At 68.1% G+C, this 26,902-nt stretch carries 22 protein-coding genes and 1 pseudogene; 10 read left to right on the forward strand and 13 right to left on the reverse strand.

Features of this window, described 5'->3' with window-relative positions:
- Positions 1–31 precede the first annotated feature (31 nt).
- A complete protein-coding gene (gene cobN, locus AWC14_RS06935; protein WP_045379421.1) occupies positions 32–3,610 on the reverse strand; it encodes a cobaltochelatase subunit CobN in 3,579 nt (1,192 codons plus the stop codon).
- Between the two features lie 45 nt (positions 3,611–3,655).
- Between cobN and AWC14_RS06940 the strand changes: the two genes are divergently transcribed.
- Positions 3,656–4,468: an SDR family oxidoreductase gene (locus tag AWC14_RS06940; protein WP_142281588.1), complete on the forward strand. Its 813-nt coding sequence runs from the start codon at positions 3,656–3,658 to the stop codon at positions 4,466–4,468.
- Here the strand turns inward: AWC14_RS06940 and AWC14_RS06945 are convergent, their stop codons facing one another.
- Entirely contained in the window at positions 4,469–5,920 is a 1,452-nt protein-coding gene (locus tag AWC14_RS06945) for a flavin-containing monooxygenase (protein WP_045379573.1), read from the reverse strand.
- Between the two features lie 181 nt (positions 5,921–6,101).
- Between AWC14_RS06945 and AWC14_RS28580 the strand changes: the two genes are divergently transcribed.
- The gene (locus AWC14_RS28580) at positions 6,102–6,482 is read left to right on the forward strand and encodes a nuclear transport factor 2 family protein (protein WP_158089870.1); all 381 of its coding nucleotides are present in this window, start codon (positions 6,102–6,104) and stop codon (positions 6,480–6,482) included.
- A gap of 5 nt (positions 6,483–6,487) precedes the next feature.
- A complete protein-coding gene (locus AWC14_RS06955) occupies positions 6,488–7,873 on the forward strand; it encodes an FAD-dependent oxidoreductase (protein WP_045379429.1) in 1,386 nt (461 codons plus the stop codon).
- Here AWC14_RS06955 and AWC14_RS06960 read toward each other — a convergent pair whose 3' ends face one another.
- The 3 genes from AWC14_RS06960 to AWC14_RS06970 form a co-directional block, all read right to left on the reverse strand.
- Positions 7,874–10,519: a helix-turn-helix transcriptional regulator gene (locus tag AWC14_RS06960; RefSeq protein WP_235215919.1), complete on the reverse strand. Its 2,646-nt coding sequence runs from the start codon at positions 10,517–10,519 to the stop codon at positions 7,874–7,876. It abuts the gene before it with no gap.
- 281 nt (positions 10,520–10,800) lie between these two features.
- A complete protein-coding gene (locus tag AWC14_RS06965; protein WP_045379432.1) occupies positions 10,801–11,556 on the reverse strand; it encodes an ABC transporter ATP-binding protein in 756 nt (251 codons plus the stop codon).
- Positions 11,557–11,566: 10 nt separating this feature from the next.
- The gene (locus AWC14_RS06970; protein WP_045379435.1) at positions 11,567–12,382 is read right to left on the reverse strand and encodes an ABC transporter permease; all 816 of its coding nucleotides are present in this window, start codon (positions 12,380–12,382) and stop codon (positions 11,567–11,569) included.
- Between the two features lie 98 nt (positions 12,383–12,480).
- On the opposite strand from AWC14_RS06970, the gene cobG reads away from it, so the two are divergent.
- From cobG to AWC14_RS06985, 3 genes are read left to right on the forward strand one after another with little or no spacing between them, the layout of a single operon-like run.
- Entirely contained in the window at positions 12,481–13,617 is a 1,137-nt protein-coding gene (cobG, locus tag AWC14_RS06975; RefSeq protein WP_142281589.1) for a precorrin-3B synthase, read from the forward strand.
- Between the two features lie 9 nt (positions 13,618–13,626).
- Entirely contained in the window at positions 13,627–14,241 is a 615-nt protein-coding gene (locus AWC14_RS06980) for a precorrin-8X methylmutase (RefSeq protein ID WP_057003124.1), read from the forward strand.
- The gene (locus tag AWC14_RS06985; protein WP_045379438.1) at positions 14,238–15,698 is read left to right on the forward strand and encodes a precorrin-2 C(20)-methyltransferase; all 1,461 of its coding nucleotides are present in this window, start codon (positions 14,238–14,240) and stop codon (positions 15,696–15,698) included. Before AWC14_RS06980 ends, AWC14_RS06985 begins: the two co-directional genes overlap by 4 nt.
- A 46-nt stretch (positions 15,699–15,744) precedes the next feature.
- Here the strand turns inward: AWC14_RS06985 and AWC14_RS06990 are convergent, their stop codons facing one another.
- Positions 15,745–16,281, reverse strand: coding sequence for a maleylpyruvate isomerase family mycothiol-dependent enzyme (locus AWC14_RS06990; protein ID WP_045379441.1), 537 nt, complete (start codon positions 16,279–16,281; stop codon positions 15,745–15,747).
- Positions 16,281–19,434 (reverse strand): annotated as a pseudogene (locus AWC14_RS06995) (AAA family ATPase). The gene AWC14_RS06990 and the pseudogene AWC14_RS06995 overlap by 1 nt, the downstream one beginning before the upstream one ends.
- Before the next feature lie 124 nt (positions 19,435–19,558).
- On the opposite strand from AWC14_RS06995, the gene AWC14_RS07000 reads away from it, so the two are divergent.
- Entirely contained in the window at positions 19,559–19,828 is a 270-nt protein-coding gene (locus AWC14_RS07000) for a type II toxin-antitoxin system Phd/YefM family antitoxin (protein WP_045379444.1), read from the forward strand.
- Positions 19,825–20,100 (forward strand): type II toxin-antitoxin system RelE family toxin, encoded by a 276-nt coding sequence (locus AWC14_RS07005; protein WP_045379446.1) that lies wholly within the window; start codon positions 19,825–19,827, stop codon positions 20,098–20,100. Before AWC14_RS07000 ends, AWC14_RS07005 begins: the two co-directional genes overlap by 4 nt.
- On the opposite strand, the gene AWC14_RS07010 is transcribed toward AWC14_RS07005, so the two are convergent.
- From AWC14_RS07010 to AWC14_RS07025, 4 genes are read right to left on the reverse strand one after another with little or no spacing between them, the layout of a single operon-like run.
- Positions 20,088–20,831, reverse strand: coding sequence for a cobalt-precorrin-6A reductase (locus AWC14_RS07010; protein WP_045379449.1), 744 nt, complete (start codon positions 20,829–20,831; stop codon positions 20,088–20,090). The genes AWC14_RS07005 and AWC14_RS07010 overlap by 13 nt on opposite strands.
- A complete protein-coding gene (gene cobM, locus AWC14_RS07015; RefSeq protein ID WP_045379452.1) occupies positions 20,831–21,586 on the reverse strand; it encodes a precorrin-4 C(11)-methyltransferase in 756 nt (251 codons plus the stop codon). Before cobM ends, AWC14_RS07010 begins: the two co-directional genes overlap by 1 nt.
- Positions 21,583–22,758 carry a bifunctional cobalt-precorrin-7 (C(5))-methyltransferase/cobalt-precorrin-6B (C(15))-methyltransferase gene (locus AWC14_RS07020; RefSeq protein ID WP_057003123.1) on the reverse strand — a complete coding sequence of 392 codons (1,176 nt, stop codon included), beginning with the start codon at positions 22,756–22,758 and terminating at the stop codon, positions 21,583–21,585. The genes cobM and AWC14_RS07020 overlap by 4 nt, the downstream gene beginning before the upstream one ends.
- Complete coding sequence (locus AWC14_RS07025; RefSeq protein ID WP_045379455.1) at positions 22,755–23,504, reverse strand: SDR family NAD(P)-dependent oxidoreductase; 750 nt, start codon at positions 23,502–23,504, stop codon at positions 22,755–22,757. The genes AWC14_RS07020 and AWC14_RS07025 overlap by 4 nt, the downstream gene beginning before the upstream one ends.
- 35 nt (positions 23,505–23,539) lie before the next feature.
- On the opposite strand from AWC14_RS07025, the gene AWC14_RS07030 reads away from it, so the two are divergent.
- Positions 23,540–23,953 (forward strand): F420-dependent biliverdin reductase, encoded by a 414-nt coding sequence (locus tag AWC14_RS07030; protein ID WP_045379458.1) that lies wholly within the window; start codon positions 23,540–23,542, stop codon positions 23,951–23,953.
- A gap of 83 nt (positions 23,954–24,036) precedes the next feature.
- Here AWC14_RS07030 and AWC14_RS07035 read toward each other — a convergent pair whose 3' ends face one another.
- Both AWC14_RS07035 and AWC14_RS07040 read right to left on the reverse strand, forming a co-directional pair.
- Entirely contained in the window at positions 24,037–24,711 is a 675-nt protein-coding gene (locus tag AWC14_RS07035; RefSeq protein WP_045379461.1) for a GNAT family N-acetyltransferase, read from the reverse strand.
- A gap of 87 nt (positions 24,712–24,798) precedes the next feature.
- Positions 24,799–25,926: a M24 family metallopeptidase gene (locus tag AWC14_RS07040; RefSeq protein WP_045379462.1), complete on the reverse strand. Its 1,128-nt coding sequence runs from the start codon at positions 25,924–25,926 to the stop codon at positions 24,799–24,801.
- 18 nt (positions 25,927–25,944) lie between these two features.
- Here AWC14_RS07040 and AWC14_RS07045 point away from each other — a divergent pair, with 18 nt between their 5' ends.
- A complete protein-coding gene (locus AWC14_RS07045) occupies positions 25,945–26,901 on the forward strand; it encodes a 5'-3' exonuclease (protein ID WP_045379464.1) in 957 nt (318 codons plus the stop codon).
- The last annotated feature ends 1 nt before the right edge of the window (position 26,902 follow it).

The raw sequence follows: 26,902 nt of genomic DNA on the forward strand, positions 1-26,902 counted from the left end.
GGATTTCGGGACTTTGCGTCTGCTGGTCCGGCTAACCCTCGAGGTGGCCTTCGGTTTCCAGCAGCACCTGCCGAAGCCCGTCGAGGGTGTCGGGTTGTGGGTAGGCCCACATGCCGCGGCTCACCGCTTCCAGCAACCGTTCGGCCATCCCGTGCAGCGCCCACGGATTGGACTCGGCCATGAATTTGCGGTTCTCGGCGTCGAGCACGTAAGCCTCGGTGAGTTGCTCGTACATCCAGTCGGCCATCACGCCGGCAGTGGCGTCGTAGCCGAACAGGTAGTCGACCGTCGCGGCCATCTCGAAGGCACCCTTGTAGCCGTGCCGGCGCATCGCGGTCATCCAGCGGGGATTGACGACGCGGGCGCGGAACACCCGGGTGGTTTCCTCCGACAGCGTGCGGGTGCGGACGGCGTCGGGCCGGGTGTTGTCGCCGATGTAGGCGGCCGGCGCGCGACCGGTCAACGCCCGCACGGTGGCGACCATGCCGCCGTGATATTGGAAGTAGTCGTCGGAGTCGGCGATGTCGTGCTCGCGGGTGTCGGTGTTCTTGGCGGCAACCGCGATGCGCCGGTAGGACCGGTTCATGTCGTCGGTGGCTTCGCGGCCGTCCAGCCCGCGGCCGTAGGCGAATCCGCCCCAGGCCGTGTACACCTGCGCCAGGTCGGCGTCGTCGCGCCAGTTGCGGCTGTCGATCAGCTGCAAGAGGCCCGCCCCGTAGGTCCCCGGCTTGGAGCCGAAAATCCTTGTGGTGGCCCGTCGTTCGTCGCCATGCTGCGCGAGGTCGGCCTGCGCGTGGGCGCGCACGTAGTTGTCGTCGGCCGATTCGTCGAGGCCGGCGACCAACCGCACCGCGTCGTCGAGCATCGTCACCACGTGCGGGAAGGCGTCGCGGAAAAAGCCGGAGATCCGCACCGTCACGTCGATGCGAGGACGGCCCAACTCCGACAGTGGGATCGGCGTCAGCCCGACCACCCGTCGCGACGCGTCGTCCCAGACCGGCCGAACCCCCAGCAGCGCAAGCACTTCGGCGATGTCGTCGCCAGCCGTGCGCATCGCCGATGTCCCCCACACCGACAGCCCGACCGATCGCGGCCAATCGCCGTAGTCGCTGCGGTATCGCGCCAGCAGCGAATCCGCCATCGCCACACCGGTTTCCCATGCCAGGCGCGAGGGGACCGCCTTGGGGTCCACGGAGTAGAAGTTGCGTCCGGTGGGCAGCACGTTGACCAGGCCGCGCAGCGGTGAGCCCGACGGCCCGGCCGCGATGAACCGGCCGTCCAAAGCCCTTAGCACCTGCTCGATTTCGGCCCCGGTGCCGGCCAGCCGCGGCACCACCTCGGTGGCGGCGAAACGCAGCACGGCTGCGACGGCGGGGTCGTCGGTGAGCCGATCGGCGGCGTCGGGCTCCCAGCCGGTGTCCTGCAACGCCTTCACCAAGTGCCGTGCCGCCGCCTCGACCTCGTCGACCGACACCCGCTCGTCGGTGCCGTCCTCGGCCAGCCCCAGCGCCTGACGCAACCCGGGCACCGAGTGCTCGCCGCCGAACAGTTGGCGAGCCCGCAGGATCGCCAGCACCAGATCCAATTCCTGTTCGCCAGTGGGCTTTTGGCCGAGGATGTGCAGGCCGTCGCGGATCTGGACGTCTTTGATCTCGCACAGCCAGCCATCGACGTGCAGCAGCATGTCGTCGAACGAGTCGTCTTCCGGCCGCTCGGTCAGCCCCAGGTCGTGGTCCATCTTGGCGGCGCGGATCAGCGTCCAGATCTGCTGGCGGACAGCGGGCAACTTGCCGGGATCCAGCGCGGCGATCGTGGCGTGCTCGTCGAGCAGTTGCTCCAACCGGGCGATGTCGCCGTAGGTTTCCGCGCGGGCCATCGGCGGGATGAGGTGGTCGACCAGCACGGCGTGCGCGCGGCGTTTGGCCTGGGTGCCCTCGCCCGGGTCGTTGACCAGGAACGGGTAGACCAGCGGCAGATCGCCCAGCGCCGCATCGGATCCGCACGCCGCCGACATGCCCAGTGTCTTGCCGGGCAGCCACTCCAGGTTGCCGTGCTTGCCCAGATGCAGCACGGCGTGGGCGTTGAACCCGGTGTCCAGCCAGTGATAGGCGGCCAGATAGTGGTGGCTGGGCGGTAGGTCGGGGTCGTGATAGATCGCCACCGGGTTCTCGCCGAATCCCCGCGGCGGCTGCACCATCAGCACGACGTTGCCGGCCTGCAGTGCGGCGATGACGATTTCGCCATCGGGGTCGGTGCTGCGGTCGACGAACAGCTCACCGGGCGGCGGCCCCCAGTGTTGCTGCACCGCGTCGGTGAACTCGGCGGGCAGAGTGGCGAACCAGGCGCGATAATCCTTGGCGGACACACGGATCGGATTGCCTTCCAGCTGACCATCGGTCAGCCAGTCGGGGTCCTGGCCGCCGCGTTCGATCAGCGCGTGCACCAACGCGTCACCGTCTTGGGCGTCGACGCCGGGCAGCTCGCCGATCTGGTACCCGTGCTCGCGCATCGCCCTCAACAGCGCGACGGCGCTGGCCGGGGTGTCCAGTCCGACCGCGTTGCCGATCCGGGCGTGCTTGGTCGGATAAGCGGAGAACACAATGGCGATCCGCTTGTCGGCGTTCGGAATCCGGCGTAGCCGTGCGTGCCGCACAGCCAGACCGGCCACCCGCGCGCAACGCTCCGGGTCCGCCACATAGGAGATCAGCCCCTCGTCGTCAATCTCCTTGAACGAGAACGGGACCGTGATGATGCGCCCGTCGAACTCCGGGACCGCCACCTGGCTGGCGACGTCGAGGGGGCTCAGCCCGTCGTCGTTGTCCTGCCATTGCTGCCGCGAACTGGTCAGGCAGAGTCCCTGCAGGATCGGGATGTCAAGGGCGGCCAGGTGTTCGACGTTCCAGCTGTCGTCATCGCCGCCGGCGGACGCCGTCGCGGGCTTGACTCCCCCGGCGGCCAGAACGGTCACCACCATCGCGTCGGCGTGCGACAGCACCTCGAGCATGTCGGGTTCGGCGGTGCGCAGCGACGCGCAGTACACCGGCAGCGGCCGGCCGCCCGCGGCTTCGATCGCCTGACACAGCGCTTCGACGTAGCCGGTGTTGCCGGCCAGGTGCTGGGCGCGGTAGTACAGCACCGCGATCGTCGGGCCGATCGCAAGCGCGTCTGCGGCCGTGCGGTCGAGCATTCCCCACGTCGGCATGCTCTGCGGCGGCGTGAACCCGAACCCGGTCATCAATAGCGTGTCCGACAGGAACGCATGCAGTTGGCGCAGGTTGGCGACGCCGCCGTGAGCCAGATAGATGTGGGTCTGCACCGCGATCCCGGCCGGCGTGGTGGAGCGCTCCATCAGATCGGCATCCGGCGACTGCTCGCCGCTGACCACCACGGCCGGCACGCCGCTGGCCAGCACCGTGTCGATGCCGGCCTGCCAGCTCCGATAGCCGCCGAGGATCCGGACCACCGCGACGTCGGCGGTCTGCAGCAGCGCCGGCAACTCGTCGGGCAACAGCCGCGCCGGGTTGGCCCACCGGTAGTTGGCCCCGCTGGCGCGGGCCGTGATCAGGTCGGTGTCGGACGTCGACAGCAGCAGCACGGTGGGATCGGGCACTCGTCATTCGTACCGCAGGCCGGCGGGCGTGCAATGATGTGGCCCATGCCTGTCGCGGGAAAAGTCGTGGCGGTCACGGGTGGGGCTCGAGGAATCGGCTTGGCCACGGCGAGCCTTCTGCACCGATTGGGCGCCAAGGTCGCGATCGGGGATGTCGACGAATCGGCGGCCAAGCAGGCGGGTGAGGGACTGGATTTTCACCGCCGATTGGACGTGACGGACCGCCAGTCCTTCACCGATTTCCTGGACGCGGTCGAGGAGCGGCTGGGGCCCGTCGATGTCTTGGTGAACAACGCGGGCGTCATCGCGGTGGGCAGCGCCGTCGAGGAGGCCGATACCGTCACCAAGCGTCTGCTCGACGTCAACGTCTACGGCGTGATCCTGGGCACCAAATTGGCGGCGCAACGGATGCTGCCGCGCGGTCGTGGTCAAGTCATCAACATCGCGTCGCTGGCTGGCGTGCAGCCGACGGCCGGCATTGCCACCTACTGCGCCACGAAGCACGCGGTGCTCGGATTCACCGACACCGTTCGGCTGGAAAACCGCGGCAGCGGCGTCCACTTCTCCGCGGTACTGCCGACGTTGACGAACACCGAGATGATCGCCGGCGTGGGACACGCGAAGGGATTCCGCAACGCGGAGCCCGACGACGTCGCCAAGGCAGTCGCCGGCCTGATTGTGAAACCGAAAGCGCGCGTGTTGGTTCCGCGATCGATAGCGGCCGCGGTCGCCGTGCAGCGGTTTTTGCCGCGACGGCTGGGCGAGGCGCTCGGCCGAGCGTTGGGTACCGAGCGGGTGTTCACCGCCGTCGACACCGGGCAGCGCACCGGGTATGCGAAACGGGCCGGGACGTCCTGATCAGCGGATGTCGAAGTGGGCGAGTTCGGGTTCACGCAGTAGTTCGCGGTGACGCTCCGGCGCCCACGGGAACAACTCGGGCAGGCCGTCTTTGCCCAAGTACCAGCTGTTGCAGCCGGTGACCCAGATCGTTTGCGGCATCGCGGCTTTCATGCTCTCGTTGTATTCCTTGGTGGCCACCTCGGTGGGGGCGGCGGCGCGGACGTTTCCGTCCCGGATCTGGTTGATCCACCACATCGCATAGTCGGCCTGATCCTCCGCGATCGGCACCAGCGACTGGTTGCCGATCGGCGAGTGCGGACCCATCAGCATGAACAGGTTCGGGAAGCCGGGCACCGCGACCGAGCGATACGCCGTCGGGCCATCCGCCCAGGCCTCGTTCAGAGTGAGCCCGTTCTCACCGATCACCTCCAGTGGACGCACGTAGGCACGCGCGTCAAACCCGGTGGCGTACACGAGCAGATCCAGCTCATGCAAAACGCCGTCTGCGGTGACGACGCCGCGCGGCTCGATGTGGTCGATCGCCTCGGTGACCAAGTCGACGCCTGGCTGCTGCACGGATCGGTAGAAGTGGCCGGCGAAGATCAACCGCTTGCACATCGGCTGGTCTTTCGGGGTGAGCTTGGCCCGCAACGCCGGGTCGCGCACCGAGAGCCGCAAATTCCATCGACACTGAGCCGCAAAGAGTTTGCGCTGGAAGCAGGGACGAATCGGTGCCCGGCCGAACATGCGCCGCACATAGGCGCCCCAGAACCGGTACGGCACGTCGTTCAGCCGCGGCCAGCGGCGCAACGCCGCCCGGGTCAGCGCAGAGTAGCGCAGGTTGGGCATCGGGCAGATCCACTGTGCGGTGCGCTGAAACACCGTGAGCTGCCGAACCTTGCCGCCGAGCTCCGCGGTGATCTGCACACCGGTCGATCCGGTACCGATCAGCCCGATCCGCTTGTCCGGCAAGGAAACCGAGTGATCCCAGCGTGACGAATGAAAAGCCGGACCGGCGAACGTCTCCCGACCCGGGATGTCCGGATAACGGGGTACCCGCAGCACTCCGGTCGCGGTGATGAGCACGTCGAACGACTCCTCGCCGTCGGCGGTGGTCAGCCGCCAGCGTCCGTCGTCGTACCTTGCCGAGACGACGTCGGTGCCGAACCTGATGTGCGGGCGGATTGCCAGCTCGTCGGCCACTTGCCGGAAATAGGCCTGGATCTCCGGACCTGGCGGCAGCAGATGCGACCAGTTCGGGTTGGGCCGGAACGAATACGAGTAGTACCGCGACGGCACGTCACAGGTGAGTCCCGGGTAGGTGTTGTCGCGCCAGGTTCCGCCGACGTCGTCGGCCTTCTCGAAAATGGTGTACGTGTCGATGCCGGCGTCTTGCAGCTTGGCAGCCATGCACAGGCCCGACATGCCGGCGCCGATGATCGCGATCTTCACGGGGCGTTTGTCGGCCATGTCAACCATCCGAATCTCCAGACGTCGGCTGGGCCGATCCTACGTCCCGCGCGCCGCTGTGCCCCCGACAACGGGAATTGAGGTAGCCCACTACCCTATCCGGGCTCAGCGCGACGGCGACATAGTCGACTGGTCAGCACGGGTGCAGTTACACCCGACCACGGCCGAGGAGGTTAGCGAAATGTCGAACGTCGATACCGCCAGGTCTGCACACGAAGCGTTCAGCCGCGGCGATTTGGCCGCATTGAAAGAGGCCTACGCTCCCGACGCGGTCTGGTATTCCTCCGAGGAGGTCGCGCCCGGCGGCGAGGTCCACGGACGGGACGCCATTATCGAGATGATGAGCCGATTGCCGGACCACTGGTCCACGGTGAACGTCGAACCGAGCACATACATCGACGGCGGCGACTACGTCGTCGTGCTCGGCACCGTCCGTTTCGGCAATGACAAGGGCAGCGCCGAATCGCCCTTCGTCAACGTGCTGAAGTTCGACGCCGACGGCAAAGCCGCTCGCGGCGAAATCCACTACGACACCGCGAAATTCGCGAAACTGCAAGCCTGATCACGATGGGCAAGGTCGGCGATCACGCCGTCGTCCTGGGCGCAAGCATGGGCGGGTTGCTCGCCGCCCGCGTTCTGGCCGACTTCTATTCCACCGTCACAGTGGTGGAGCGCGACGCTCTGCGGCACGACGCCGTGCACCGGCGCGGCGTCCCGCAGAGCCGTCACGTTCACGGCCTGCTGAGCACGGGTTCGCGCATCCTCGACGAACTGTTTCCCGAATTGCTCGACGAGCTCGTCGCCGCAGGAGCCAACGTCTTGGAGGGCGGAGACGGGACACGCGTGTGGCTTCGCTTCGCCGGACACGACTTGAACCGCACCGGCAGATTCGCCGACCCGGGCGCGGTGACCTCGTACCTGGCCAGCAGGCCGTTTCTGGAGTCGCACGTCCGCGCCCGGTTGCGACGGTTCGCCAACGTGACACTGCTCGACAACCACGATGTGGTCAACTTGTTCGGCGAGGGGTCCGGTCGAGTGGCCGGCGCGCTGGTGGCCGATCGCGACACGGGCGAGAACGTCTTCATGGACTCCGACCTGGTTGTCGATGCGACGGGGCGGGCCGCGCGCACACCGGCGTTTCTGGAGAATTTGGGCTATCGGCGCCCGCCCGAGGAACACATCGTGGTCAAGGTGGCCTACGTCAGCCAGCTGTTGCGCATACCGCCGGACACGCTGGACGAAAAGCTGATTCTGATCGGCCCAGTGCCCGGACGGCCAACCGGCGGCGCGCTTTTCGCCTACGAGAACGACACCTGGATGCTGACACTGGCCGGTCTCAGCGGACACGAACCCCCTGCCGACCCGGCCGAAATGGTCCGCTTTGCCGAGCAGTTCGCCCCGGCACCGATGATCGCCGCGATGAAAGCGGCCGAGCCACTGTCCGAGCCGTGCCACCACCGTTACCCAACCAGCAAATGGCGACGCTACGACAAGATGCTGCACTTCCCGGCGGGGCTGCTGGTATTCGGAGACGCGATCTGTAGTTTCAATCCAATCTACGGGCAGGGTATGTCGGTGGCTGCCCTGGAGGCAATTGTCATGCGCGACTGCCTGCTTCGCGGTGACCACGATCTGCCCCGGCGGTTTTTCCGCGCGGCCGCCAAGCCGGTCAAATCGGTCTGGAAGATGGCTTCGGGTGCGGATCTTGCTCTGCCCCAGGCCAAGGGGCGACGTCCGTTGTCCATGCGATTGTCGAATTGGTACACCGCGCAGGTGCTGGCAGCCGCCACCTCCGACCCGGTCGTGACCGAAGAATTCGTGCGGGTGATGAACCTCGTCGACCCGCCGACGCGGCTGCTGCGGCCCTCGTTGATCGCGCGGGTCGCCACCACCGGCCGGCGTCAGGCCCGGCTTGAGGCCGCGGTCCGCGAGCCCGAACTGGTAGCGGGATAGCTACCGGGCGGACCGGACGCCGTTGAGCAAGTTGACCAACTGGTCGCGCCGCTCGATCCCCAGCTTGGCGAACGTGCGGTACAGGTGTCCGTCCACCGTTCGCACCGACACCGACAGCCGATCGGCGATCTGACGGTTGGACAAACCGCTCGCCACCAGCATCGCGATCTCGCGCTCACGGTCGGTGATCGGAAGCGGCCGTGCCGCGGCTTTGACTGCCGGAGTTCGTATTTCGTACTGGCTGGCCAGCCAGTGCGCCCGGGTCGACGACTCCAGCTCCTTGCCGCGCCGGCCGCTGCGGTCGTGTTCACGCGCTGCCTGCGCGGCCGCATCGGCCGCGAGTGCCAGCGCACCGATCTCCGCGAACCGGTCCGCCGCGAAATCCAGCTGATCGCCGTCGTGGCCGGCAAGCGCGCGTGCGTGCGCAGCGATCGCGTCGGCCATCCGAGTGTTCAGTGTCTTGGCGAGCTCGCCCAGCCGCGAGGCATGCGAGCGGTCACCGAACCGGACGGCAGTGTGCAATGCCCGCATCTCGACAACCGGCAACCCGGAGCGCCGGGCGAACTGCGCCGCTCGCATCGCATGCAGTTGGGCCGCAGTCGTTTCGCCGGCGGATGCCCGCTCCCAGGCCCGCGCTATCTCGAGTTCCGGCAGGAATACCGCGACATGCGGACCGTAGGCTTGCTGGGATTTGGCCAACGCCGCCACTGCGGCGTCACTGTCTCCGCGCGCGCCTTCGGCCTGAGCCTGCCACGCGGTAACCAGCATCATCCAGGCCGACGGAAAGCCTTGCGACAACGCGGAAATCGAGTCGGCAAAGGCCGAACACGCGGCGGCCAACTCGCCGCCGGCAAGGTGCACCAGCCCGAATATCGCGGCCACCATCGCGTCGGCCGCGGGCACGCCGGCGGCCATCGCGCCGTAGCATTCTGCCGCCGCTTCGGCGGCCTGCTGATCACCGGCGGCCGTGTGCGCCATCACCTCGGCCAATCCGAGGGCGAACCGCTGCGGCCCGGACTCGCTGGGTGTCGCGGCCCGCAATCCGGCCTCGACGACCGGTGTGACCTCGCCGAACCGCCCCACACCGGCCAGCGCACAGGCAGTTGGCACCGCCGCCCACACCGTCGCCAGCGGAAGCACACTTGATGCACACAGGCTCGGGCCCACCTCGATGGTGGTCGCGACGTCACCGGAGAAGAACGCAAACGAGACCTGCAGGGCCATCGCCATAGCGCCGCTTGCCTCCGAATCGACGCGGCCCCTGACGTTTTCGAGTACCCGTTGGGCGGCGTCGGTTCGACCGCACTGCCAGAACAGGTTCGCGGCGCGCAGACAACCCCACCGCATGGTCAGCAGCTCGTCGCCGCTGTCGGGCTCGAACCCGGACAGCACCGCCTCGGCTTCGTCACCGCGTCCCTGCCAACTCAGCGCGTCGGCGAGCACAAGCGCGGCCGCCAGACCGCCGCCGCAGTCCAGCGCGTATCGGGCCAGCTCTTCGCCGTAGCCGAGGTTCGACATGGTGACCGCGCTCGCGGCGGCGGCGATGATCACATCGAGGTCCGGCTCCAAGTCGCTGCGCATCATGAATTGCGCCAGCCGGATCTGGCCGCGCAGGTCGGGCAATCGCGCGCGCCGTCCTCCGGCCCGCAGGTGTTTCTGAAGCGCTTGTGCCAGAAGCCCATTGAGTTGTCGCGACCGCACCACCCCGGCCAGTCGAATTGCCGCGTCGCCCAGAACGGGGTGATTCAACTGCGCCACGGTCTCGGATCCATCGGCCAGCAGTTGGATCAAGCCCCGCCGCTCCAGGCGGGCCACCGCCTCGGCGTCACACAGCTCGCGCAGTATCTCCCAGTCCAGGAGCTCTCCGGTGGCCAAGATCTCCACGGCTTCCAACTCTTCCGGCGTCAGGGACCGCAGCCGGAACTCGAGCAAGTCGTAGAGCTCGCGGTCCGCGCGCAGCGGTCCGCGAAGCTGCCAGCCGTCGTCGGTGTAGACCAGGACGCCGTTTTCCCGGCCGGCGCTGAGCAGGCCGCGCAGCAGCAGCAGGTTGCCGCCGCTGCGGGCGTAGAGCTCGTCGACCAAGCGCGGCTCGACCACGCCGCCCAACACTCGGCGGGCCAGGTCCGCGGTCTGCTGGGGGGTGAACGCGTCGATGTGCAACGTCAGCAACAGCCGCTCTTTCAGCAGCGCCGTGATCGCGTCGAGCACCGGTTCGCCCGACCGGATCGTCACCACCAGCCGCGCGCTGCGGCCCATCGCCAGCTGGTACACCAATGTGGCCGACAGCGGATCGAGCAGCTGAGCGTCGTCGACGACGACCACCAGGTTCGCGTCCTGTTCCAGGGTCGCGTGCGCGGCGGCCAGCATGGTGGCGGGCTCATGCGCTGCGTCGACGGTGACCGCACGCGAGAACGCGCCCAACGGCACCGCGCGTCCGGTTTCGGTGCCCAGTACAAAGCGCACCGTGTCCCCCCGCGCTTCGACAGCCGCGGCGAGCGCGCGGCAGAGCGTCGATTTGCCCACCCCGCTGGCACCGACCAGCGCGACACCGCGAAATTCCGAGCCGTCGTCGAGTGCCGCCAATGCCTGGCGGAACTCGTCATCACGGGCGACTATCGGCCACTTCGACGCGGTCTCTGTTTGCACCGGGTACAGAGCCTCCTGAGCCACGCGCTGTTGGGGGCAGATTACGCCGGGCCCAGCTCGCCCGCGCGAGTTTGCCCATGCGTGATAGCCGCCGCGGGAGTTCCCGACTTTGCGGCCAAAGGTGGTGCTGCCGGGGCCAGATTCAGGACTCGCCACGTGGCACCTCACTCAGTCCCGACGGCCGTTAGCACCGTGCTGATCGCGTGCTGCGGATCTTAGAGCAGCGTCCAACCAGCCGGACGTTTTCCGCATTCCGCGATCTCACCGGCTGACCTTCGGCCTCACCGCGGCAGTACTCCCAGATGGGCGAGCAGTTCGGCGCGGTAGCGCTCGGTATGAGCGGTGGGGTCGGTGGGCGACGGGCGGGGATGGTCGACGCTCAGCGCGTGAATCACCCGGCCGTCCTCGAGGACCAGCACGCGATCGGCGAGCGCGAGGGCTTCGTCGACGTCGTGGGTGACCAACAGGACACCGAACCCGTGACGGCGCCACAGCTCGAGCAGCAGGGCGTGCATGGTCAGCCGGGTCAACGCGTCCAGCGCGCCGAAGGGTTCGTCGAGCAGCAACAGCTGGGGCTCGGCCACCAGTGCCCGGGCCAACGAGACCCGTTGCGCCTGACCGCCCGAGAGCGTCAGCGGCCACGCGTCCGCGCGGTCGCCGAGCCCGACGTCGGCGAGCGCCCGCTCGGCGCGCTGCCGGATCTGTGCCGTCGACAGCCGGGTGCGGGTGAGCCCGTAGCCGACGTTGGTGCGCACGTCGCGCCAGGGAAACAGTCGCGGTTCCTGGAACGCCAGCGCCGGCGCGCCGGCCGTCACACGTTCGCCGGTGTGATCCGTCGAGAGCCCGGCCAGCACTCGCAGCACCGTGGACTTGCCCGAGCCGCTGCGCCCGACGAGCGCGACGATCTCGCCCCGTCTCACCTGCACCGAGACGTCGTCGAGCACCTGACGGCTGCCGTACCACTTGTCGACATGACGCAGCCGCCCCGCGACATCGGTGTCCTCGCGACTCGCAGTTGTTTCTAAAATAGCTGTCACAGTTGGCCTTTCACTGTCGATAGCGCAGGGCGCGGCGCTCGAAGAAACGAACGACGGCGTCGGTGATGATGCCGAGCAGCGCGTAGACGATCAGTCCGAAGATGATGATGTCGATGCGCAGGAGGTCGCGGGCGTTGTTGATCAGAAACCCGATCCCCTTGTCGGCGTTGATCTGTTCGGCGACGATCAATGTCAGCCATGCGATCGCCAGCGACTGCCGCAGTCCCACCAGCACTTGCGGCGCCGCGCTGGGCACGATGATCCGGGTGAACCGCTGCCAGAACGAAAAGCCAAGCACCTGAGCGGTTTCGAACAGCTTCAGATCGACATGGCGGATCGCCGCAAAGCTGTTGAGGTAGAGCGGGAATGCCACGCCCAACGCCACGAGCAGGACCTTGGGCAGCTCACCGATCCCGAACCACAGGATGAACAACGGGATCAGTCCCAGATGCGGCAGCGCCCGCAGCATCTGCATCGGCGGGTCGATCGTCGACTCGAACCACTGGGACAGGCCAACCGCTGACCCCAGCGTGATCCCGACCAGCCCGCCCAGCAGCAGGCCCTCAATGACCCGCATCCCGGACACCTGCAGCGCGTCGACGAGCTGTCCGTTGTCCAGCAGTTCCACGCCGGCCTCGGCGATCAGCGAGGGAGCGGGCAGCACATCCTGGGGTATCAGGCCGAGGGCGCTGCCCAGCTGCCACAGCACCACCAGCGCCACGGGCGACGCGACCCGCAGAATTTCCCATTTGCGACGCGCCCACAGCCCTGGGTGGGCCAGCCCTGTGCCGATCGGCGCAGTTGCGATGCTCACGGACGTCCTCATGGTTGGGCACAAGCAGATACGGCGCAACGCAGGGTTGCGGCCTCAGACGCTATGTGCCGCGGATCAGATCGGGTAAGGGTTTTCCGCTGGGTGAGCCAATGTCGAGCCTGCGGGGCAACCCGTACCGTGAACACGTGCCGAGAACCCGCCACACCGACGGCTGCCCGGGTGCACTGCAGGTGCATCAGGCGGCGGACGGCGCGCTGGCGCGGGTGCGGCTGCCCGGCGGGATGATCAGCGCCGCACAGTTGGCCGCGCTGGCCTCCGCTTCCTCCCGGTTCGGCTCCGGCACGCTCGAGCTGACCGCTCGCGGCAACGTCCAGATCCGCGGGATTACCGATACCGCGGGAGTCGCCGAGGCGGTGGCCGAGGCCGGTTTGCTGCCGTCGACGACGCACGAGCGGGTCCGCAACGTCGTCGCATCGCCGTTGTCCGGTCGGGTCGGCGGTGTGGCCGATGTGCGCGGGTGGGTCGGCGAGCTGGACGCGGCGATACAGGCCGAGCCGGCGCTGGCGTCGCTGCCGGGGCGGTTCTGGTTCGGCATCGACGACGGCCGTGGGGATGTCTCGGGGTTGGGCGCCGACGTGGGCGTGCATGTGCTTGGCGACGGCGTGGCGCTGCTGCTGGCGGGCCGCGACACCGGCGTCCGGCTTCAGGCCGGCAAGGTGGTGGACAGACTGGTCGAGGTTGCGGTGCGGTTTGCCAAGACGCGCGGAAAGGCTTGGCGCGTAGTCGAATTGGCTGATCTGCGCCTGCTGATGCCCGGCGCCGACCGCGGCGAGCGCTACGCGCCGGTCACCGCGTGGCCGGTGGGCTGGATTTCGCAGGACGACGGCCGGGTCGCGTTGGGCGCTGTCGTGCCGCTGGGAGTATTGCCGGCCCGCGTCGCTGAATACCTGGCCGCGATCGAGGCGCCGCTGGTCGTCACGCCGTGGCGCTCGGTGCTGGTCTGCGACCTCGACGAGGCGGTCGCCGACGCGGCGCTGCGGGTGCTGGCGCCGCTGGGCCTGGTGTTCGACGAGGCCTCGCCGTGGCTGTCCGTCAGCGCCTGCACCGGCAGCCCGGGCTGCGCGCATTCGGCGGCCGACGTGCGGGCCGACGCCGCCGCGGCCGTGCAGACCGGCGAGGCGGGCGTCAGGCGACATTTCGTCGGCTGTGAGCGGGCCTGCGGCAGCCCGCCCGTCGGCGAGGTGCTGGTGGCTACCGCAGAGGGATACCGACGGTTGAGGTCTTAAGGTGAGCGGATGCTCGACTACCTGCGTGACGCCGCCGAGATCTACCGGCAGTCGTTCGCGACCATCCGCGCCGAAGCGGACCTAACCCGGTTCCCCGCCGACGTCGAGCAGGTGGTGGTGCGGCTGATCCACACCTGCGGCCAGGTCGACCTCGCCGAGCATGTCGCCTACACCGACGACGTGGTCGCCCGCGCTGGCGCGGCGCTGGCCGGCGGCGCTCCGGTGCTGTGCGACTCGTCGATGGTTGCCGCCGGGATCACCAAGGCGCCCGGGCCGGTCGTGTCGCTGGTGGCCGATCCCCGCGCCGCGGAGCTTGCCACCAAGCGGGCCACGACACGCTCGGCCGCCGGGGTGGAGCTGTGGGCCGAGCGGCTGGGCGGGGCGGTGGTCGCGATCGGCAACGCGCCCACCGCGCTGTTCCGGCTGCTCGAGCTCGTCGACGAGGGCGCGCCGGCGCCGGCCGCGGTGCTGGGCGGGCCGGTCGGCTTCGTCGGTTCTGCGCAGTCCAAAGAGGAGCTGATCGACCGTCCGCGCGGGATGTCGTATCTGGTGGTGCGGGGCCGCCGCGGCGGTAGCGCGATGGCCGCCGCCGCCGTCAACGCGATCGCGGCCAGCATCGAATGACCGGGCGCGGCACGCTTTTCGGCGTCGGGCTGGGACCCGGGGACCCGGAGCTGGTGACCGTCAAGGCTGCGCGGGTGATCGGACAAGCCGATGTGGTGGCGTATCACAGTGCGCGGCACGGCCGCAGCATCGCCCGCGGCATCGCCTCGGCTTACCTGCGGCCCGGGCAAATCGAGGAGCACCTGGTGTATCCGGTGACCACCGAGACCACCGATCATCCCGGCGGTTATGCCGGGGCGCTCGAGGACTTCTACACCGAGGCCACGTCGCGGATCGCGGGGCATCTGGACGCCGGCCGCGATGTGGCGCTGCTGGCCGAGGGCGATCCGCTGTTCTACAGCTCCTACATGCATCTGCACACCCGGTTGACGGAGCGGTTCGACGCGGTGATCGTGCCGGGGGTGACGTCGGTCAGCGCGGCGTCGGCGGCGATCGGGACACCGCTGGTGGCCGGTGACGAGGTGCTGTCGGTGCTGCCGGGCACGCTGCCGGTCGCCGAGTTGGCGCGTAGGCTTTCCGAGGCCGACGCCGCGGTGGTCTTGAAGCTGGGCCGGTCGTATCCCGCTGTGCGGGAAGCGCTTTCGATGGCCGGGCAACTCGACGACGCATTGTATGTGGAGCGTGCCAGCACTGCGAGCCAGCGGGTGTTGCCCGCCGCGTCGGTCGACGAAACCAGCGTGCCGTACTTTTCGCTGGCCATGGTGCCGGGCGGGCGTCGTCGCGAGTCACGCTGCGGCGGCGTCGCGGTGGTGGGTCTGGGCCCCGGACACTTTCACTGGATGACGCCCGAATGCCGCCGCGAGCTGGACGCCGCCACCGACCTGATCGGCTACGGCCCGTATCTGGATCGCGTGCCGGTCCGTGACGGTCAGCGCCGTCATGCCAGCGACAACACCGACGAGGTGATGCGGGCCCGGTTGGCGTGCTCGTTGGCCGAGCAGGGCCGCGCGGTGGCGGTGGTGTCGTCGGGTGATCCTGGCGTGTTCGCGATGGCGACCGCGGTACTCGAAGAGGCCAAGCAGTGGCCGGGTGTGTCGGTTCGGGTGATTCCGGCGATGACCGCGGCGCAGGCGGTGGCCAGTCGGGTCGGCGCGCCGCTGGGTCACGACTACGCGGTGATCTCGCTGTCGGATCGGCTCAAGCCGTGGGACGTGATCGCCGCGCGGCTTTCCGCCGCGGCCGCCGCCGACATGGTGCTGGCGATCTACAACCCGGCGTCGAAGAGTCGGACCTGGCAGGTCGCGGCGATGCGTGATCTGCTGCTGGACCATCGTGATCCCGGCACGCCGGTGGTGATCGGCCGCGACGTGTCCGGGCCGGATGAGCGGGTGACGGTGGTGCGGTTGGCGGATCTGGACCCGGCCGAGGTGGACATGCGCTGTCTGCTGATCGTCGGCTCGTCGCAAACCCAGTGGTACGACGACCGCGTCTTCACCCCGCGCCGCTACCCCATTTGATGGCGGCGAGTGTGCGGTTGATCCACGCTTTTTTCGAAACAGCGTGTCATAAGCCCACATTCGACGCACCCGGCGGTCGCCAGGACGGGTTGCGGCCAAGGCGGGCGAGCAGCTTCGACTGGATGTCGGCATCGTCGTCGATGGCGAGCGGAGGCGCGAACATCCCTGACGCGGTCAGCTCATGCGAGTCAGCGGGCAGTTCGTCGAAAAACAGTGTGCACCAGGCGGGGTCGAGCCGGTCGTCTGCGTCGACTGCCCGGGCCAGATCCCAGGTGTGCACCAGCAGGTCTCGGGTGAGGTGTGGCAGTGGTACGTCGATGACCCACTCACGGTCCAGCGCCTCCTTGAGCGCGTCGTAGGTCAACTCCCAGCGCCGCTGCGGATTGTCGCGGGGACGCGGCGGCTTCAGTCCGAGCGGCCGCAGGAGCAGCACGTCGTGAAAGCCGATCACGTGCTCCAGCACTGCGCGCGCATCCCAGGCCTCGCAGGGGGTTGGGCGGTCCCACTTCCCGTCGGCCGACCGCACCGCCTCACCGAACCTTCGGCACACTGCCAGGTGCAGCTCCTTCGGGTCAGTGTCCACTACATCGCCTCGGCCATCGCGATATGGCCTTCGAAGCCAAGCGATGTCGCCATGCCGCGGTAGCGATCGACGAAATCACGGTAGGTGGTCTCATCGCCGCGGGCTTTGGCCAGCAACGCGCGAAGCCGTAGCAGTGTCACGTCATAGAGCACGAATCCGGGCTCGACCGGCAGGGACCCCAACTGCTTGATTGCGAACTGCGCTTCCGTAACGTCCGCTTCGGTACCGCGTTGCAGCAGCGTATCGACGAGAGCGGCGACAGCGGCTCCCCGGTAAATCAGTTCACCTGCGGCGATTTCGTGGTCTACCACTTGACGGAGTATCCCGATAGCTCCGTCAAGATCGCCTGCACGTACTTTTTCTCTGGCAATTTCCAACTCGATGATGGGCAGTTCGCCGACCATGAAACGCTTCTCCAGCATGGCCTCACGAGCCATCGCGAGTAGGTGTAGGCCTTCACTGCGTTGCGGACCGCCCGATCGAGTCAGCACGAGGCCATGCAGAAGACGGGCCGCCGTCAACGCGAAGTCGTCGCCGCGCTGTTCCGCCCGTTTCAGGGTGTCGGAGGTGTCCTGCAGCATCGGGGTGTCGGGGCGCAGCAGCCCATGCAGTGTCCCGAAGGTGTGTAGGAACAAGTCAAACACGGCGCGACCGCCGGGCTGGACCTCACGGCATATTGCTGCGGCCTGTTCCATTTGGCGCTTCCACGTCTGTTGCCCCAGACACGCCCGTGCGACGGCTTGTGTCATCAGCGCCCATATCAGCGGTGTTTCGATGATGAGATCACCCATGTGGTAATCGCCGTCGGCCAGGTCGATCACGCGCTGCGCCAACCGCACGCACTCTGTTGCCTCGCCCACTCTGACGTTTGGGTTCAACGCGATCCACAGCAGGGCGACCGTCAGCACTGGGTCGGCAATCGACTCCAGCAACGACTCGAGTTCGGAGGACAGCCGCAAAGCTTCACGAAAGCGCTCATGGCCCACGCATGCCTGAACTTGCCCGGCCATTCCGATGGCGAGCGAGACTTGGTCACCGGCTGCGGTGCACATATCGCGGAGCTCGTCGAAACCGGTGTCGGCGACGTTGCCTCCTGCGCGCCAGGCCGTCGCGCACAGCCTGGCCCGCGGTGCAATACGCATTGCGGTGCGGTGAGGGTCGTCGGCGGGCAGCCGGTCGGCTATCCGGCGTGCTCGCTGCCAACTGGTCCAGGCCGCTGCTATGTCGCGATACGCCCGCAACCACGTGCCGGCACGCATGTGCCAGCTGAATGCTTCGTGTAGATCCCCGGCGGCCTCTAGGTGCTCGGCAATCAGCGACGCATTTTCGTCGGACTGCTCGATGGCTATCGCCAACTTTCGGTGCAACTCGGCACGGTCCGATTTGAGCTGTGACTCGTAGGCCACCGAGCGGATGAGCGGATGGCGAAATGCATACTCGGCGCGCGGGCTGAACTTGACCTGGTCGATGAGCTCTGCCTGGACCAGCGTTTCGAGGTTCGGATCAGCGTCCACCGCGGTGAGAAGCTCGGCATCGAACGATCCGATCACTGCGGCCGCGTTCAACGTGCGTTTGGCTGGCGCGTCCAAGCGGTCGATTCGGGCGGCTATGGCCGCTTGCAGGCTGGCCGGCACGTGAACTTCGCCCTGTTCATCCCCTCATACATATGCCCCTGGTCCGCCGGTGATCACGCCTCGATCGGCAAGGTCACGGATGATCTGCTCGGCGAAAAACGGGTTTCCGGCGGCTCGGTCAGCGACCTGCTCGGCCAGTGCGGCAACCGAAGGGTCCGACCCCATTAACTCCTCGATCAATGCCGAAGTTTGCGAGTCATCCAGTGGGGCAAGCGCAATCACTTGCGCGCCCGGGGTCCTGGTGAGTTCGCCGCGGTATTCGGGCCGGTACGTGATCAGTACCAGTGAGCGAGACCGCGGAACCACCGCCAGAAAATCCGCGAGCATAGATTCGCTGGCCTGATCGATCCAGTGCGCGTCCTCGATAACGTAGACACATGGTGTCGAGCGGGTTAGCGCTGCCGTATTCATGAGCGCGGTCAGCCTGCGCCGGCGAGCATCGGGCGCGATATCGGGCAGCTCCGCCGCCTGATCGCGGATGCCGAGTAGGTCGTGGAGAAGCACAAGGTCCGCGGAATCGGCATCCGGCAATTGGTTTCGTACCTTGGCCCGCGCTGTCGCATCGTCGAGATCCGCCGTTCCCAACACCGCTCGCAGCAACCGGGTCACCGCGTGAAATGCGACCTCGCTGGTATGAGACTCGCAGTATGTCCAAAAGACTTGCACGTCCTGGCTATCCGCAACCGAGGCCGTTTCGGCGATGATGCGGCTCTTGCCGATGCCGGGCGGTCCGACTATTCCGGCCACGCAGCCATGGCCTGTTGTCGAACGATTCAGCATCGCCGTCAGAGCGGCGAGTTCCCACTCGCGTCCCACCAGTGTCGAGGCATGCGGACCAATGCGCTCGCGGGGTGCCGCCAAAGCCACAAGTCGGCGTGCCGACACCGGATCGGCGGCACCCTTGATGGTCACCAGTTCTGGGTCGGCGAGGACGGCGACGTTCTCGACGAGCCGCGCGGTGGACACACTGAGCATTACGCCGCCGGGGGGGGGCCGCGGATTCCATCCGCTGAGCCATACCGACGTGAACTCCTACCGCGGTGTAACCCATGGCGCCCGAACCGATCTCACCTGCGATCACCTCACCGGAGTTCAGTCCTATTCGCAGCTGCAGCGCTAGAGCATCTTTCGTCTCCACCTCCACGGCTAACCGCTTGGCTTCTTCCTGGATATCCAGGGCAGCTGCACAGGCACGAACAGCATGGTCCTCCAAGGACATTGGGGCCCCGAAGATCGCCATGATTCCGTCGCCGGTGAATTTGTCGACGGTGCCGCCGTAATGCCGCACGACCGCCGAAGCGCGTTGGACGAGCGCGGCCATGATCTCGCGCAGTCGCTCGGCGCCCACGGCCGCAGCGATATCCATCGATCGCACCACATCGGCGAACAACACCGTCACCTGCTTGTACTCCGCGGCACCAGGCCGGGCGGTGAGCGGCGAACCGCAGTCGTGACAGAATTTTGCGTTCGCGCTCAGGGCGGTGCCGCAAGCCGGGCAAGCCAAATCCGCGGCGGTCATAAGGCCGCCTCGGCCATCGCGAGCCCGCCGTCACCGCTCACTCGGTTATGGTGACACCCCGCGCCACTTTGATGCTGGGGAAATGCAGTGGCTATTTGGCGATACTTTTGGCTATACTCGTCCAATGGCGACTGTTCCACTGGGTGACGCACGCAATCATCTTTCGGAATACGTCGCTGACGTTGAGCGGACGCACGAGCGCGTCACGATTACCCGGCATGGGCGTCCCGCCGCAGTGTTGATTTCTGCTGACGAACTCGCGTCCATCGAAGAAACACTCGAAGTGTTGCGCACACCGGGTGCCGTGGATGCGATTCAACAGGGTCTAGCGGATGTGGCAGCCGGACGCTTTGTCAGCAACGACCAGATCCGTAGCCGCTATACCGCCCGGTGAGCGACGACGATCCCTACGAGGTCGCTATCACGGCGACCGCTGCACGTGACCTCCAACGCTTACCCGAGAAAGTGGCCGCCGCGTGCGTCGAATTCATCTTCGGCCCCCTGGTAGCGAACCCGCACAGACTGGGTAAGCCGTTGCGTAACGACCTTGCGGGTCTGCACTCGGCTCGTCGCGGCGACTACCGCGTTATCTACCTCACCGACGACCGCAACCGCCGGATTGCAATTCTGCATGTCGCGCGCCGTAGTGACGTTTACCGGCTATGACGCGACTGGCCCGCATTAGCAACCCATTCCGCTGCCTCGTCGACGCTGCCCACCGTCGTCACGCCGGCCGGTAACGGCGGGCGATCGACCATCACCACCGGAATATCAAGCGCGGCGGCGGCGTCCAACTTCGCGCGGGTCATCTGCCCACCGCTGTTCTTGGTCACCAGCGCGTCGATGCGGTGCTCACGCATCAGCACGTACTCCCCCTCGTAGTTATACGGCCCGCGGGACAACACCAATTGGTGGCGGCGGGGCAACACGTCGCTGTCCGGCGGGGTGACCGCGCGGATCAGAAACCAGGCGTCGCTGTCGGCGAAAGCCCTGACCCCCGACCTGCCGGTGGTGAGGAATACCCGCGAAAACCCTTGGTGTGCGACAATTTCAGCGGCTTCAGTGTCGGATGCGACCATAATGGCGTCGCCCGGCTCCCACGCCGGCCGGGCCAGCACCAAATGCGGCAGCCGTAACTCTTCGCACGCTGACGCGGCGTTCGCGGTGATGGTCGCCGCGAACGGGTGGGTGGCGTCGACGACGACGTCGATCCCTTCGTCGCGCAACCACTTCCGCAACCCCTCGACACCGCCGAAGCCGCCGATCCGCACCGGCCCGACAGGCAGCGCCGGATCCGGCACCCGCCCGGCCAGTGAGCTGATCACCTCGACCCCGGAGTGCAGCCGCGCAGCCAGTGCGCGAGCCTCGGCGGTGCCGCCGAGCAGCAACACCCGCATCAGTGCCGGCTCCCGCGGACACGGCCGGTCGAGTACAGGTAGCTGTCGGTGAATCCCTCGGCGGCCAACACATCGCCGACGATGATCACCGCGGTCTTGGTGATTCCGGCGTCGTGCATCTGCCCGGCGATGTCGGCCAGCGTTCCGCGCAGCACGGTCTGCTGCGGCCAGCTCGCGAAAGCGACGACAGCCGTGGGCGTTTCGGCACGGTAGCCGCCGGCCAGCAGCTGCGGAACGATCGCGTCGATCTGCGCGGCGGCCAGGTGTAACACCAACGTGCCGCCCGAACGCGCCAACGTTGCCAGGTCCTCACCGGGTGGCATGGCCGTCGACAAGGTGGCGACCCGGCTCAACGTCACCGTCTGCGCCACCCCCGGCACGGTCAGCTCGCGGCCCAGTGCGGCCGCCGCGGCGGCGAAAGCCGGGACGCCGGGCACGATTTCGTACTCGATCCCCAGTGTGTCGAGTCGGCGGCACTGTTCGGCCACCGCGCTGTAGAGCGACGGGTCACCGGAATGCAGCCGCGCCACGTCCTGGCCGGCGGCGTCGGCAGAAGTGATCTCGGCGACGATCTGGTCCAGCGTCAGCGGGCCGGTATCGACCACTCGCGCGCCGGGCGGGCAGAGTGCCAGTAAGTCGTCGGGCATGATCGAGCCGGCGTACAGGCAAACCGGGCATCGGCTCAACAGCCGCTGCCCGCGCACGGTGATCAGGTCCGCCGCGCCCGGGCCGGCCCCGATGAAGTACACCGTCATGGCTTGACCATCGCCCACTGGGTGACCGGCAGCGCCGGACGCCAACCGGTGAAGCCGCCCAACGGCTCGCCGCGATAATGCTGGAAACGTTGCAGGTCCCCGCCCAGGATCGAATGGGCCTGCAGCAGAACGGCTTCCGATTCTGCCGTGACGGCGTTGGCGACCAGCCGTCCGCCTGAGGGCAGGTTTTCCAGGCAGGCCTCCAGCACGCCACGCTGGGTCAGGCCGCCCCCGATGAACACCGCCGCCGGTGCTGCGGCACCGGCAAACGCCTCCGGCGCCGCACCGCGCACGTCGATATCGGCGCCGAAGGCGGCGGCATTGCGCATGATGCGGCCGCGACGGTCCTCGTCGCGCTCGAAAGCGACGGCGCTGCAACCCTTCCCGCTGCGCGCCCATTCCACCGCGATGCTTCCCGAACCCGACCCGACGTCCCACAGCCGCTGACCGGGCCGAGGAGCCAACGCCGACAACGTCACCGCGCGGATGCCCTGCTTGGTGATCTGCCCGTCGTGGCTGAACGCATCCTCGGGCAGCGCGGCCGACATCTGTTCGTCTGGCAGGTAGCGGACCGCGATTACATTGGTGCCGTCGACGTCGTCCGGCGGGGCAGCGGCCCAGCCGCAGGCCGTGCTGCGCCGGCAGCGCTCCCCGGGCCCGCCCAACTGTTCGAGCACGCTGAATTCCGAGTCGCCGCGGCCATGTTCGGTGAGCAGCCCGGCCAACGCGGCCGGTGTGCCGGCATCGCGTGACAGCACAATGGCCCGTCCGCCTCGGCGCACCGCAGTGTGCGGCGCAGCGTTCACCAGGCTGATCACCTCGGTGTCCTGCACGCTCCAGCCCATTCGCGCACATGCCAGCGTCACCGCCGACACATGCGGCAAAACGGTGACCGACTGGGCCCCGAACAGCCGGATCAGCGTTCCGCCAATGCCGTGCAACAGCGGGTCGCCGCTGGCCAGCACGTGCACGTCGGTCGGTTCGTCGGGCAAGCCGCGCAGCGCGGGCAGCAACGGCGACGGCCACTCCCGGCGTTCCGCCGCGACGGAGTCGTCGAGCAAATCGAGTTGCCGCTTCGACCCGTAAACCACTGCGGCCCTGCGTAATTCAGACGAAGACGCCTCCGACAGGCCGGCCATCCCGTCGGCGCCGATGCCGACCACGACAATCATCGCGGCATCCGGCGCCAGACGAACTGCGGCAGCATCCGCATCACCATAGACGCCGGCCCTAATGCCCGCGGCACCCACACCGAGCGCCGACCTTTGGCCAGCGCACGCGCGGTCGCGTCGGCGACCCGCGCCGGGGTGGTCGGCAGCGGGGCCGGTGTCATTCCTCGAGTCATCCGGCCGATCACGAAGCCCGGCCGCACGATCAGCAGCCGCACCCCGGTGCCGTGCAGCGCGTCGGCCAATCCGCTGGCGAAGCCGTCCAGACCCGCCTTGGCCGAGCCGTACACGTAGTTGGCGCGGCGCACCCGCGCCCCGGCGATCGAGGAGAACACCACCAGCGATCCCCGACCCGCCGCCCGCATGGCCGCGGCCAGGTGGGTCAACAAGCTGACCTGCGCGACGTAGTCGGTGTGCACGATCGCCACCGCGTGCGCGGCGTCGGTCTCGGCGCGGGCTTGGTCACCGAGGACCCCGAACGCCAGCACCGCGGTGCCGATCGGGCCGTGCTGGTCGATGATCGAGGCGACCAGCGGGCCGTGAGATTCCAGGTCGTCGGCGTCGAACTCGCATGTATGCACTGCCACCGCCCCCGCGGCGCGCACCATCGACACCTGCTCGACGAGCTGCTCGGCCCTGCGCGCCGCCAGCACCACCGCCGCGCCGGGCGCCAACCGCAGCGTGACCTCGATGCCGATCTCGCTGCGGCCACCGAAAATCACCACTGGCCGGGCACCCGTGTCATTCACGGCTGCGATTATCGCCTGCGATAGCGTGAGCAACGATGGCGAATACCACCACCCGGCTCACCCAGGACGCGCTGGCGTTTCTCACCGAACGTCATCTGGCGATGTTGACCACGCTGCGCGCCGACAATTCGCCGCATGTGGTGGCGGTGGGTTTCACCTTCGACCCCAAGACGCACATCGCGCGGGTGATCACCACCGGTGGCTCGCAAAAGGCGGTCAACGCCGAACGCGGCGGCGTCGCCGTGTTGAGCCAGGTGGACGGCGCCCGCTGGCTGTCCTTGGAGGGCCGGGCCAAGGTGAACAGCGACGTCGACGCCGTCCGCGACGCCGAGCTGCGCTACGCCCAGCGGTATCGCACGCCGCGGGTCAACCCGCGGCGGGTGGTGATCGAGGTGCAGGTGGAGCGGGTGCTGGGTTCCTCGGATCTGCTGGACCGCGGCAAGGGCTGAGCTTCCGTTGGCCGTGAGCGTGCGCAAACCCGGGGTTTATCCGCACGACATCTGGGACACGCACGCTCGCGCCAAAAGTGAGGTTAGCCCGTGCGGGCGTCGCGGGCGCCCGGCGCCCGAATGACCAGTGGCACCGCCGGGAAGTACGCGGCCATCTCCGGTCGCGACTTGGCCAGCGCGGCAGTCCCGTAGCCCCGATGCCGGCAGTCGGGTCGAATCCAGATCCGCACGTGCACTTCGTGACCGATGAGTTCGCCGAACACCATGCCGACCTTCTCCTCACCGTCGACCGCGACGAACCACGCCGCCTCCTCGGCGTCGATTCGTGCCATCGCCGAGCGGATCTCGTCGTCGAGGTTGTCGGCCGGCCCGGCCGAGCCGTCACCGTGGGTGCCGACCTCCTGAGTCCGCAAGGCGAAGATGTCGCGATCGGATTCGCCGGCGAACGGCCGAAGCTCCAGAGTTTCGCCCGAACTGGCCGGTCGCTCCTTCAGCGTGAAGCTCAGTTGGCTGTTCAAATCCTCGAGCTCGGCGGCGATCTTCTTGCGTGAATCCTCGGTGAGCTGATCCAGCGACATCCCGATCACAGCCTCGGCGCCCCGATGCGACGTGCCCAGCAGGCCGACGATCGCTTCGACCGCGGCCTTGCGATCATCGGCGTCCACGATTGCGTCGAGCACCTCGTGCCGGCGTTCGAGGGCGTTGAGCAAAGCGTCGGCGATCTCCCGACGGGCGGCGGCGCGGTCGTGATTGGTCATCGCCTGAGCGTAGCGGCGATCGCAAGCGCGGCGAAGCCGGGCGCGGCGGGTCGCCGCCGACGGACGTAGTCCGTATGGGCAGTCAGCTCAGGCGATCGGTACCACGATCAGTTCGTGCGGCCGGTTGTTGACCGGTTCCGCACCATCGTCGGTCACGACGACGATGTCCTCGATACGTGCCCCCCACCGGCCCGGGAAGTAGATGCCGGGCTCGACCGAAAACGCCATGCCCGCGGTGAGCGGCAGGTCGTTGCCCGCCACGATGTAGGGCTCCTCGTGCACCGACAAGCCGATGCCGTGGCCGGTGCGGTGCACGAAATACTCGCCGAGCCCGGCCGCCCTCAGCACGTCGCGGGCGGCGGCGTCCACCTGCTCGGCGGTCACTCCCGGGCGCACAGCGTCGACGGCGGCGCGTTGCGCGCGCTGCAGCACCGAATACTGTTGCGCCACTTCAGTGCTGGGCTCGCCGAGGCTGTAGGTTCGGGTGGAGTCGGAGTGATATCCCGGCTCGTAAGGCCCCCCGATGTCGACCACGACGATGTCGCCGGCGCGCAATTCGCGGTCCGAGCACTCGTGATGCGGGTCGGCGCCGTGCGGGCCGGAGCCGACGATGATGAACGCCACGTCCGAATGTCCTTCGGCGACAATCGCTTCGGCGATGTCGGCGGCGACGTCGGCCTCGGTTCGGCCCGGTACCAGGAACTCCGGCACCCTGGCGTGCACCCGGTCGATCGCCGCACCCGCCTTGCGCAGCGCGTCGATTTCGGCCGCGTCCTTGACCATTCGCAGCTGGCGCAGCACGCCGGTGGCCAGCACCGGCACCACGCCCAGGATGTCGGCGAGCGGCAACAGATGCAGCGCCGGCATCGCATCGGTGACCGCCGTGGCCGCCGGCGCGCCGCCCAGCGCCGCGGCGACCAGCCGGTAGGGGTCGTCGCCGTCGACCCAATCGGCCACCGCCAGACCCAGATCCGCGGCGGCCGACTCCTTCAGCGCGGCCAACTCCAGGCGTGGCACCACGACCGTCGGGTCGCCGGATGCGGGCACCACCAGCGCGGTGAGCCGCTCGAAGGTCTGCGCCCGCGAACCGATCAGATACCGCAAGTCGTAGCCGGGGGTGATCACCAGGCCGGCCAGCCCGGCGTCGGCGGTGGCGGTCGCCGCGGCGGCGAGCCGGCGGGCGTAGACGTCTGCGGGGAATCGGTGCGCGGCCACGCTGGCAGGATATCGGGCATGCCCGCACCCCTGCTCCTGCTCGACGGCGCCAGCATGTGGTTTCGCTCCTATTACGGGGTGCCGACGTCGATCACGTCACCCGGCGGCCGGCCGGTGAACGCCGTCCGCGGGTTCCTGGACTCGGTGGCGCTGGTGATCACCCGGCAGCGGCCGAGCCGTCTGGTGGTGTGCCTGGATCTGGACTGGCGCCCGCAATTCCGGGTGGACGCCATCCCGTCGTACAAGGCGCACCGCGTCGAGCAGGAAAACCCCTCCGGCCAAGTCGATGTCGAGGAAGTGCCCGACGAGTTGTCACCGCAGGTGCAGATCATCGAGGAGATCCTCGACGCGTTCGGCATCTGCACCGCCGGCGCGGAGGGCTTCGAAGCCGACGACGTGATCGGGACGCTGGCCGCCGCCGAACGCCGCGACCCCGTCGTCGTCGTCAGCGGCGACCGGGACCTGCTGCAGGTGGTCGGCGACGACCCGGTGCCGGTCCGGGTGCTCTACCTCGGCCGCGGCCTGACCAGCGCGACGCTGTTGGGCCCCGCCGAGGTCGCCGACCGTTACGGGATCCCGGTGGACCGGGCCGGCGAAGGTTACGCCGAACTGGCGCTGCTGCGCGGGGATCCCTCCGACGGCCTTCCGGGCGTGCCGGGCATCGGCGAGAAGACAGCCGCGACGCTACTGTCCCAGCACGGCTCGCTGGCAACGATCCTGGCGGCCGTCGACGACCCGAAATCGTCGCTGTCCAAAGGACTTCGGCGCAAGCTGCGTGATGCCGCCGACTACATCGAGGCCGCCGGCCCGGTGGTGCGGGTGGCCACCGACGCGCCGGTCACGTTGTCGACGCCCACTGACGCGCTGCCGCTGACCGCCGCCGATCCGCCGCGGGTGGCCGACCTCGCCACGCGTTACGGCGTCGGGTCGTCGATCGCGCGGCTGCAGAAGGCGCTGGATTCGCTGCCGGGGTGAG

The sequence above is a fragment of the Mycobacterium kyorinense genome, from assembly GCF_002101735.1.
In the GTDB taxonomy this organism is placed as follows: Bacteria; Actinomycetota; Actinomycetes; order Mycobacteriales; family Mycobacteriaceae; genus Mycobacterium; species Mycobacterium kyorinense.